Annotated in this window: 10 protein-coding genes and 2 pseudogenes; 1 reads left to right on the top strand and 11 read right to left on the bottom strand. The window is 35.5% G+C overall.

Annotated features, from left to right (window positions below; genetic code table 11):
- The 8 genes from ACXX8U_RS14160 to ACXX8U_RS14125 form a co-directional block, all read right to left on the bottom strand.
- The coding region (locus ACXX8U_RS14160) for a hypothetical protein (RefSeq protein WP_458566435.1) at nt 1-252 on the bottom strand (252 nt) is incomplete at its 3' end.
- Between the two features lie 251 nt (nt 253-503).
- Nucleotides 504-1,010: a carboxypeptidase-like regulatory domain-containing protein gene (locus ACXX8U_RS14155; RefSeq protein WP_458566434.1), complete on the bottom strand. Its 507-nt coding sequence runs from the start codon at nt 1,008-1,010 to the stop codon at nt 504-506.
- Nucleotides 1,010-1,828 carry a GLPGLI family protein gene (locus tag ACXX8U_RS14150; RefSeq protein WP_458566433.1) on the bottom strand — a complete coding sequence of 273 codons (819 nt, stop codon included), beginning with the start codon at nt 1,826-1,828 and terminating at the stop codon, nt 1,010-1,012. Before ACXX8U_RS14150 ends, ACXX8U_RS14155 begins: the two co-directional genes overlap by 1 nt.
- A gap of 58 nt (nt 1,829-1,886) precedes the next feature.
- The gene (locus ACXX8U_RS14145) at nt 1,887-2,219 is read right to left on the bottom strand and encodes a hypothetical protein (RefSeq protein ID WP_458566432.1); all 333 of its coding nucleotides are present in this window, start codon (nt 2,217-2,219) and stop codon (nt 1,887-1,889) included.
- 652 nt (nt 2,220-2,871) lie between these two features.
- The gene (locus ACXX8U_RS14140) at nt 2,872-3,255 is read right to left on the bottom strand and encodes a LexA family protein (protein ID WP_458566431.1); all 384 of its coding nucleotides are present in this window, start codon (nt 3,253-3,255) and stop codon (nt 2,872-2,874) included.
- 13 nt (nt 3,256-3,268) lie between these two features.
- Nucleotides 3,269-3,376, bottom strand: a complete 108-nt coding sequence (locus ACXX8U_RS14135) for a DUF4113 domain-containing protein (RefSeq protein WP_458566436.1) — start codon at nt 3,374-3,376, stop codon at nt 3,269-3,271.
- A gap of 411 nt (nt 3,377-3,787) precedes the next feature.
- Nucleotides 3,788-4,012 carry a hypothetical protein gene (locus ACXX8U_RS14130; RefSeq protein ID WP_458566430.1) on the bottom strand — a complete coding sequence of 75 codons (225 nt, stop codon included), beginning with the start codon at nt 4,010-4,012 and terminating at the stop codon, nt 3,788-3,790.
- 460 nt (nt 4,013-4,472) lie between these two features.
- On the bottom strand, nt 4,473-4,598 hold the full coding sequence (locus tag ACXX8U_RS14125) for a Y-family DNA polymerase (protein WP_458566429.1): 126 nt from the start codon (nt 4,596-4,598) through the stop codon (nt 4,473-4,475).
- 419 nt (nt 4,599-5,017) lie between these two features.
- Between ACXX8U_RS14125 and ACXX8U_RS14120 the strand changes: the two genes are divergently transcribed.
- Entirely contained in the window at nt 5,018-5,689 is a 672-nt protein-coding gene (locus ACXX8U_RS14120; RefSeq protein WP_309755627.1) for a hypothetical protein, read from the top strand.
- A 441-nt stretch (nt 5,690-6,130) separates the two neighbouring features.
- Here the strand turns inward: ACXX8U_RS14120 and ACXX8U_RS15155 are convergent.
- The 3 genes and pseudogenes from ACXX8U_RS15155 to ACXX8U_RS14090 all read right to left on the bottom strand — a co-directional run.
- Nucleotides 6,131-8,095: pseudogene (locus ACXX8U_RS15155) on the bottom strand (OmpA family protein).
- Nucleotides 8,096-8,109: 14 nt separating this feature from the next.
- Nucleotides 8,110-9,037: pseudogene (locus ACXX8U_RS14095) on the bottom strand (PorP/SprF family type IX secretion system membrane protein).
- A gap of 35 nt (nt 9,038-9,072) precedes the next feature.
- A partial coding sequence (locus tag ACXX8U_RS14090) for a T9SS type B sorting domain-containing protein (protein ID WP_458566424.1) occupies nt 9,073-10,829 on the bottom strand: 1,757 nt, incomplete at its 5' end.

Below are 10,829 nucleotides of genomic sequence, written 5' to 3'. Positions count from 1 at the left end.
CAAATACGAAACATTCACACGCAATTCATAGTCTTTCTTTAGCTTTTGCAAATAATTGCTTGACAATAAGTGAATAGAATTATCAAGCCATCTCTTTTCAGAAAATTTCGGATTTGCTAATTGTTGTACTGCAAGCCAATCTATTTTCTCTGAATTGTTTTTAAATTGATTTAATAAATCTACAATCGTTAACTTTTTAAGCTGCGACGCTACATTATCTCCTGTATTATTTGTTTGATAGGTAGTGAGCATTTGTCTTCTTTTAGAGAAAAGCATCGGAGTAATATTGGCATCCCAAAGCAACGGGCTAAAGCCACTTCCAAGCCTCGCTTGACCTGTAAAAGTATAGGTGTTTTTAAGTTTGATATTGAGCGCCGTTCGATCAGAAAACTGTAAACTATCCAGTGTTTTTATAGGCTGATGGTTCTCCAGAATTTGTACTTGAGAAACCTCTTGATAAGGCAGGTTGTCATTAGCTAGATTGTATTTGCCCTCTAATAAATCTAAACCTTCAATGTAATATTTGTTGATTGCTTTGCCTTGATATAAAATTTTACCGTCAGGAAGCGCTTGATGGGCATTCTTTTTAGCACATCACCAATGCTTCGGTCTTGCTCTTTTGAAAATGAATTTACCAAATAGCGCAGCGTATCCCCTTTTTGTAAAATAGGTGCTGATTTAACAGAAACCTCCTTTAAGACAAATGACTTTTCAGAAAGAATGAAATTTTTAGTTTGCGTAGTATTATTAATTGCACTTAATACGGTTTCATATCCCATGCAGCGTACCTCCAAATCTACTTCAGGATCAGTACTGACAAAGGTAATTGCAAACATACCCTTACTATCTGTAATAGCATAAGCAATGATAGCAGATGATGATTTTTTATAAATGGATACACTTGCACTAACAATTACCTTGCCTCGTGTTTCCGAAATTTGCCCTTTAATTACGGTTTGAGCATACAGGCAATTACATAAAAATAACAGCAGCCAAAAAACTATTCGCATTAATCTGTAAGTTCCATAGGATTGTTTTCAAACTTCATCTTTTCCTTGGCTCTTTGATCGGCTAAATCAAGCATTTCTTTTGGAAAAGTCATTCCACCCGAATTAATCAAGGTCGATGGTTTTTCCTTGTATCTCTTTTTTAGTTGTTTATACTCTTCATAAGTTATTTGAGTAGGTTTTTGTAATTGATCGGCAGTGTTACAAAAACTGGAACTGTTTTTTATACTTGCAACATTAAATTGATAATGTTTATTGGTATCGTAAATTGACAAAATTAAACCCGGCAAACCATGAAATTTATATGGTCCATCGGATATACTAATATCTGTGGTATACCATGCCACATACGTTCTACCCGCAAACTCAGTTGTTGCTTTTTTACAGCTATAGCCCAATATTTCTTTTTGCTCCTCATGTAATTTCCAGTCAAACTTATCTAAATTTTGATTGTAAGTAAAAGTGCCTTGTCCAAATCTATCAGTAATAATCGTTTGATTATTACTATATTCTTTTATAACTGTATAATTTATTTTCGGTCTCGGTAGTGACTTTCTATCAGGAATTGTTTGAGAATTAGCATAATTATTAGCCATATCAAACACCTTTTGCAGATTTAAACTAAGATAGTATGAAAAGTCGGTTGCGACATTTAATACCATCTGCTCTTTCTGTTTGCTAAGAGTATCCTCTTTATTCACCTGGTATGAATAATCATAGGTGATTTGATAACGTAAAGTGTCTTTTGGGAAATTTTGAGCGTAAATTAAAACTCCTGAAAACAGGAAAACAATTGTAAGAAAAAGTGATTTTATATTCATTTTTAATATTTTAAAAAAAATATGGCTGAAAATCAGCCATATCTAATGTTTATTATGACTAACAGCCAGTTACAATAAATATTACTGCAGATGCAGTAAGAAAAGCTGAATATGGAGTATAGACAGTACTATCATATTCTACAATCCACTCATTCCCGCAATCATCAAGGAATAAAAAAGATTTATCCAACTTAACAAACTTAACAATATTTAACGTACCACTATTTACCATCTGTATAAAAGTGGCATAATCAATTTTTTTAGAAGTTTTTAAATCTAAATTTTTCTCATTTACTAAGCTTTTCACTTGTTTTTCATTGATTGTGCTATTATTTGCAAAAGCAAATGATCCAATCATAGCGAACGCCAGTGTAAACATTAATTTTTTCATAATTTATAGTTTAATAGTTGCCCCATTTAGGACTTGAGCGGTTAGTTTTGGTCCTTGCAGGAAGGTTTATTGTGATTACCTATCACTATTCTATTTTTAATTTTCTTTGGGTTAAATAAACAAATTCCCTCAATTCGTAGCTACTGAATATTTTTTACAAATAAAACCAATCATATCTTATTGCAAGACAAATCTGGTAAAAAAAAGCAAAATAAAGTGATTTTTAACAAATAATTAACAATATTATTCGTGTTTTTTAAAAATAAGATCCTTAACATCCTATAATTTGAAAAAATTAGCATCGGAATATTGAAAAGTCTATACTCTTTTCTAGTAAAGTACATGTAGCGTACAAAGTTGAAAAAATCCCTGATTACGACCACCGAGAATTAAGTAAGGAGGGAGTTACACCCAAGCACTCAATGCCATTAAGTTAAGTGTTTATTTGTCATTCCGACGAAGGAGGAATCTCTGTTTGTTGCGCACGTTTGTTGAGATTCCTCCTTCGTCGGAATGACACAATCGTAGGGATTATTCCTTAACTTAATGATATTGCCCAAGCACTAACGACTTCTCGGATTACAAAAAAACGACCTGCTCTTTATAGATGCAGGTCGTTTTTTTTGTAATAATTAAGTACCAATTAAATGGCTTATAGCTTTTTAATCACATACGTCACAATACCCCAAATGATGAGTTCGTTTTCCTCGGTGACTTTTATGGGTGGATAATTTGGGTTTTCTGGCATTAGATACAAACAATCCTTTTCAACCTTCATTCGCTTGACGGTAAACTCTCCATCAATAAAACAAATGGCAATTTTGTTGTTTTGTGGCTCTAAGCTTCGATCAACAACAAGTACATCCTTGTCATCAATACCGGCATCAATCATAGAGTTTCCTTTGACCTTAATATAAAAAGTAGCCAGCGGGTTTTCACTCAATTGTTTGTTCAAATCGATACTCATTTCCATAAAATCAGCGGCTGGTGATGGAAATCCTGCTGAAACTCCTTCGTTTATAAAAGGAATGCGCAATTCACTTTCAAAATCAGGAAAGTAAAAAGTAAGTTTGTGATGTTTTATTTACTGGACATTTTATTTCAAGTATATCTTTAAAACTGGTGGTATATCTAGGTGACAAATGGTTTTGTTTCATATTCCAAGTCAAACTTAAATTTTGTGTAGGCTAGTTTTATTTTCTTGTCGCCTATTTTAGCTATTCAGACCCATCAATTACTTTCATTAGTTGTCAAATGTTTGGGATTTTCTTCCTCAAAAAGACTCAAACTGTTTTTTATTTTCATCAATCAAGTTCAGTAACAATTACACCTGCTTTTTTAAATTTTAAATGCTCATTACCTTGCATGACAGTTTTTTCAGTAAGGCTATCGCAGCATTGGCAATGGTCAATGTAGAATTAGAACCATAAGGTAATGTTACGGCGCAATTAAAATAATATTTAGATGTTTGTATCGCTGTGTTTGTCTACAACTAGCATGACTATTATGGTGTGGCAACATGATTTTTGCTTGCGTAATTTCTCGCGCACATTGCGCTGCAAAAGTAGCTACACGTTCTCGTAATAAATCAAACTCCGCAATTTGTTTAGGAAAACTTCTGGTAGTAGCAATGCTCTTCTTTTGGGTCCAGCAATAGGCTCTAGGTCTAATACTGATTTGCCTTCTAGTTCATACTTTAAACGCATTCCTAGTACACCCATTTCTTTCTTTATCCAAGCCTCATGTTGGGGTGCGGTAAAATCAAGAGCCGTTACTATATTTCTAGCTTTCATTTTCTTATTCAGTCGATGTCCTATTCCCCATACATCTTCAATCTTAGTCCATTTTAAGGGCTTTTACTCGTTTTTCATCACTGTCTATAACATAAACACCTTGGGTTCTGTCTTGGAATTTCTTAGCAATTTTATTGGCTACTTTTGATAATGCTTTTGTTTCGGCAAAGCCAATGCAAACCGGAATACCTACCCATTTGTGTACTCGGGTTCTTCATTTGAATTCCATACTGGTGATAGTCCGCGATTGACAATCCATCAAAATTTAAAAAAGCTTCATCAATACTATAAATCTCTAAGTTTGGTGTAAACTGACTCCAGAACCTGTCATTACTCGATTGCTCAAATCACCATACAAGCGCATAATTTGACGAAAATAATTGCACATCATGCTGTTTTACCAATTTCTTTTATTTGAAAAGCGGGCGCTCCCATTGCTATTCCTACCGCCTTCGCCTCATTACTTCTGTGAAATAACACAACCATCATTATTAGACAAGATTGCAACAGGTTTCCCGTTGAATTTCGGCTGAAAAACACGTTCGCATGAGGCATAAAAATTATTACAATCGACTAAAGCATACATCCTGCAAAATTACTCAATATCCCTCGATGCGACTTCGTAACTAGAAGTTAATTTTAAACACTGTTGATAAGTAGTTTTGTGTAAAACGATTATCCAAAAAGAACTTTTTATCTCTTGTTATTAGAGATTATTTCTGGTATCAAAATCAATAAGAACAAGCAGTTGAATAAAACAAGCGAAATGCCTTAAATTAATCTTAATAGTATCCTTTTAGTAAAATTTTTTTATGTTTTTATTAATATTACAAATTATTTGATTTTAAATACTAATTAAAAACATAAAAGTCAATATATAAGCTATAAAACTACAGAAACCATCATTCAAATTTTTGGCATGCTACTTGAATATACCTAATCAAATAAGTAAAAAAGCGAAAGCCGAAAAGCTCAAGAGTAGGCAAAATTCAAAATTGAAGTATCATGAAAAAAATTACCTTTTTAGTTGCTAGTATTTTCATATTTGGAGGTAGTGTAGCAAGCGCAACAGAAAAAATCGATTTTTCTGTACAGAGAAAATCTCTAGTAGATTTTAGAAATGATGATCCGATTGTGTTCACAGAACGAGGAATTGAATTTTATGTGTTTCCTGACGGGCAACTAGATTTTAATACACGTCCTACAACCAATGGCGACATGTATTACAGATCAAAAGGCAAAAACGGTGTCAACAAAACGTATGGTGCACCAGGAAATAGCCGAAAAGGCAATTATGGCGTAAAAGTAGAACATGACAACCTAGGCAGAGTAAGACAAGTGGGAAATGTGTTCATTAACTACGATGCTAACGACCGAGTAAAACGAATAGGATCTGTATACATGACTTACAACCGTTATGCCTTAGAGCGAGTAGGTGGTTTAGAAATCATTTACAACCGTCGTGGTCAAATTGTTGATATTGTTGGATCTGTAAAAGGAGGTGGCCGTTATGCCTACAACCAAGACAACGATTATGGTTATGATCACAATACGAATGATGATCGTGATGATGATAATGATGATGACCATTACTATTACAGAACAAATGGTACAAAAGCTAAAATTGAGGATACAAAAGTATCCGGAAATGTAGCCATCAGAATAGACAGAAAATAATTGATTAGTTTTAAGTGGTTTGTTTTTTTAATTCCCGCTGGTATTCGTATCAGCGGGTTTTTTACATGAAAAACCGTCCTGCAAGGGAGTCCATTTAAGAGATATAAAAAATACATAAGCTTAGTATTACAAGAGAAAGTAACAACCCTAAGCCAAATCTTTCTAAAGTAGATGATGTGCGAATGAATGACTTATAGCATGCTCTGAATGAAATTAAAAGCTAGGAACCCGTTACAAGATCAAGCTCATTAGTATCAAAATTTATATACCTTTTTGGATCTAATCCAATTCAGTCAGTATTTTATATAGCGTAAAAATTGGCAATTTATCTTTTAATCAAACCGTATCCAATAGTTTTATATTTTCAATTGATCAACCACCAAAAAAGGCTATCCAAGTTTATGGATAGCCTTTTTAGTTTTTTGTTGTTTTGATAAGGATTTATTGCATCGAAACAATAATAAACTCACTTCTTCTATTGGCTTGGTGTTGCTCCTCTGTACAGTTTGATTGGTTCGTAGGTTCACATCCACAATCGTTTACAAGCTGTGATTCGCCGTATCCTTTGGCCGTTAATCTATTGGCAGCTATACCGTTTTTAATCAACCATGCCTTAGTTGCTTTAGCTCTTCTATCGGATAGTGCTTGGTTGTAGGCAACCGTTTGTCTACAATCTGTATGTGATCTAATGTCTATGGTCATCTTTGGGTATTCTTGCATGACTGCTAGTACTTTTTCTAGCTCAAAAGCCGCATCTTTTCGAATGAATGACTTGTCTAAATCAAAATACAAGAATCGGAATATCTAAGGTCTTAGCTAAATCTGTACCTACATCAATTGCTTTTTTTCGTGGCTCTAAAGCCAATGGGCCTTGTGTTACTCCAGATACTTTTGCTATTACAAGCTTGTTCTCTTTGGTTTCATATTCTGGTTTTTCTCCACGTAAATAATACGTTTCCCCACATTCAACCTCAAAAGTATAGTCCCCTGATGATGCAGTTGTAATTTCTTTGATCAAATTGAAATTAGAATCAAACAAACTTACCTTAGCATTTGCCAAGACTAAACCTGTATCCTGATCCTTGATGACTCCTTGAAGTGCTTGATTACAAGCAGGAACAGGAAATTTATTGAATCTATAAATATCATCAGATCCTAAACCACCCTCTCTGTTGGAAGTCACAAATCCTTTTTTATTCTCTGCATCTATCACAAATGAAAAATCGTCTTGGGTACTGTTTATAGGTGTCCCTAAGTTTGTTATGGTGACTGCCTGGAGTTTTTGAGGATAAATCCATAACAAACACGTCTAAACCGCCTAAGTCCAGGATGTCCATCACTGGCAAAATACATCTTATTATCATGGTGAGATAAACGGGAAGGTTTCTCTTGACTCTGTATTAATAGGCAACCCTAGATTCTCTGGCGTGCCGTAAGTATCATTTGGATTGATGCTAACTTTAAAAAGATCTGATAATCCCTTGGTACCTGGCATGTCTGATGCAAAATACAAGGTTTTCTCGTCTACGCTCAAAGCTGGATGCGCTACACTATATTCATTACTATTAAAAGGTAATTCTTGTACATTTACCCATTTTCCGTTTTCGTTTGTGGCTTTGTAGAGTTTTAAGTAATATAACACGTCTGCTGTCTTTTTGCTTTTTCCCATTTAGATAATTATTACGCGTAAAATACATGGTTTGACCATCTTTGGTAAAAACAGGTGTAGACTCATGAAACCTACTGTTGATGTTTTTATGGAACACCTCTGGCTTGCCCATACTACCATCTGTACTAATCTGAGAGCTGTACAAGTTGGTAAAAGATTCATTGTTCCACTTGAACACTTTCTTTAGCTACCCCACCAGTATCTCGTGCCGACGCAAAAAGTAAGGTGTTGTTGTAATAAGCACTACCGTAATCTGAGTACGGAGAGTTGATCCCTGCATCAAAAATTTCGTATTTCCCTGAATTTTCCTTTATATCATTCAAGTAATCGCGCTGACTCGCAAAAAGTTTTCCACGCTGGTCTGTGGCTGATTTTGCTATGAATTGCTCTAACATTTTATCGGCCTTAGCATAGTTTCCTACTGCTTTTAAAGATTGAGAATACCTGTAATAGTACTCAGGCTCTTGGGAGGCATTCATCTCAAAAAGTGCTGAGTACCACTTCTCTGCCTGGATCAAATCGGCTATGAAGTAATAGGAGTCTCCTAGTTTTTGAAACATTTTTTCGTCTTTATAGCCTTTCGCTGCTATTTTCTCATAAGTAGCTATTGCATCAACGTAAGAATAATTGTCGAATTTTTTATCTGCAGTAATCACACCTTTTTTTTGAGTATATCCCACTACTGTGAATACTAAAAAAACTACACAGCATCCGAAATGTTTAGCGCTTAATTTCATAACGTTATATTAAATTAGAAGAATCTAGGTGATGTGATTTTGTTATAACTTTTGAATATTTCGTAACGGAGAAATATCTCATGTGATCCGGAATTAAAATTAGCAAGTCGTGTGGTTTCCATATCGTACCCATATCCGATAAACCAGGAGTCAGACACTTGAAATCCAACCATGCCACTTAATGCGGCACTCCAGCGATATGCTGCTCCAATGGTAAACTTATCATTAATTAAAAAGTTAGCTGATAAATCTACTTGTAATGGCGCACCTTGCACGAGCTTGGTCATAATGGCGGGTTTGAATTTTAGATTATAATCTAAATCAAACACGTGACCTGCTGTTAAATAATAATTCACTCTCTCTCTCGCAATATAAGTAGATGCTCCTACTCCGGCATATTTATCAAAATGTTTTGTCTCTAATAAATTAGGAACAGAGAGACCTATATAGGTATTATCAGAATACCAGTAAAGTCCAACACCTATATTAGGTGAAAACTTATTGTCTATATTGTTCTCAAAACTATAATCATTGGGATCATACTGATTCAATTTATCAAAATTGATATTCAAAAGGTTTGCTGATGCTTTCAGTCCAAAAGAGAGCTTGAAATCCTCTGATGTATTGATGTAATAGGAAAAATCAACCGCTAAATTGTTCTCGTCCGAAGGACCAATCCTGTCATTAATTATCGACACTCCTAAACCTAGTTTTGTATCTTTTATAGGAGTATTAATCGAGGCCGTATTGGTCACAGGTGCTCCATCATAGTCCTACCCACTGAGTACGATGTAAGGCAAAAATATTCAACGCTTGACGTGATCCCGCATAGGCGGGATTCACGTTTATGGTGTTGTACATGTACTGTGTAAACTGAGCGTCCTGTTGCGCATTTATAGTACCCGAGAGTAACAGCAACATTAGTATAAATTTTGTTTTCATATTCTATTATTTTAGACTTAAGAAATTTAGATTGATTACCTATTAATGTATAAATATCCTGCTTTCTCGAAACTTGTTCCTGCGTTATCTTTATATCTCAAAATATAATAATAGGTTGCTTCAGGTAACTCTTCCGCTTGTTTTACTGTAACTCTACCTTCTGAAACTCCTCTAAAAGCTCTATCGTCATTGTTGTATCCTGCTCTTTCAAATACCAATACTCCCCAACGGTTGTATATTTCTACCGTGTTATCAGCATAACATTCTAAACCTCTGATGCGGAAAACTTTGTTGTCACCGTTTCCATTTGGAGCTACTGCATTAAACACTTCAATTACACATCCTTGAATAGCTAGTACAGTTGGCCTATCACTAAGATTATTTGAATCATCGGATAAATCGCTAGTTATGACACCAAGAGGTGTGACTCCTGTTACCTGGGCCTGATTGGTTACACTTCCTAAATTGATATCGGCTTGTGTTAATCGATACACTCCTTGATAGGCAGTATTGTTTGTCGCTCCTACTGGTAATAAAGGTATGCTATTACCCGATAGTATCAAACCTGGTAGAACATCGGTTACTGTTACATTGCTTAACGACGTGTTTCCTAAGTTGCTTACCGCAAAGCTATAGGTTATACTCTCACCTGCTTGTGCAAAACCATCTCCATTTTCATCATTGAAAACAGCTGTTTTAATTATGGCTATTGCTGGCACTTCATTTACAACTACAGTAGCTTGGGCTGTACTACATCTCAACGGGTTAGAGCCTGTTTCACAAACTTGGTAGGTAATCGTGTAGGTTCCTGCTGTTGTATTAGGTGCTACTGTTAAGTTTCCATTTGCGTCTATACTTAATGGACCATTTGTTACTGATGTCACATCAGTATTGGCTGTGGTAGCTTGCATTCCATTAACAGTATCGTTTGCTAATACATTTCCACCTGTAGCTGAAAAGGCATCATTATTGGCTACAATTGTACTACTTACTACAACTGTTGCTGTAGCTCGTGTACAGTTCGATGGTTTTGCTCCTGCTTCACAAATCTCATATGTTATGGAGTATGTTCCACTTGGTGTGTTTGGCGCTACTGTTAAGTTTCCATCAATATCTATACTTAATGGGCCATTTGTTACTGGTGTCACATCAGTATTGGCTGTGGTAGCTTGCATTCCATTAACCGCATCATTTTCTATTACATTACCCCCTGTTGGCGGGAAGGTATTATTATTGGCAGTAATTAGGTTATTGATAACTACCGTTACTGTAGCTGTGGTGCAATTTGCAGGTGTCATTCCTGTTTGACAAATTTCATAAACAATAGTATAGGTACCACTTGGCGTGTTTGGTGCTACTGTAAGGTTTCCAGACGCATCTAAACTTAATGGTCCTGTGCTTACTGGCGTTACTACAATATTGGTCATCGTAGCGGGTGCGCCGTTGACACTGTCATTCCCTAACACATTCCCTCCTGTTGCTGTAAAAGTATCATTACTAGCAACTAATGGATTTACATAATTAACCGTTGCTGTAGCTGTTTTGCAATTTACTGGAATTGCACCTGCTTCGCAGATTTCGTATACTATCATGTACGTGCCTGATGGCGTGTTTGGAGCTACTGTCAAATTCCCGTCTGTATCAATACTCAATGGACCATTTGTCACTGGTGTCACGTCTGTATTGGCTGTAGTTGCTGGCACTCCGTTTATTGTATCGTTTGTAATTACACTACCACCTGCAGATCCTATTGTATCATTGTTGGCTACCAATGGATTGCTTACCACTACTG

The sequence above is a fragment of the Flavobacterium sp. GNP001 genome (genome assembly GCF_054343775.1).
Note: the sequence above shows the minus strand (reverse complement) of the source record. Positions and strands in the feature narration are given on the sequence as shown.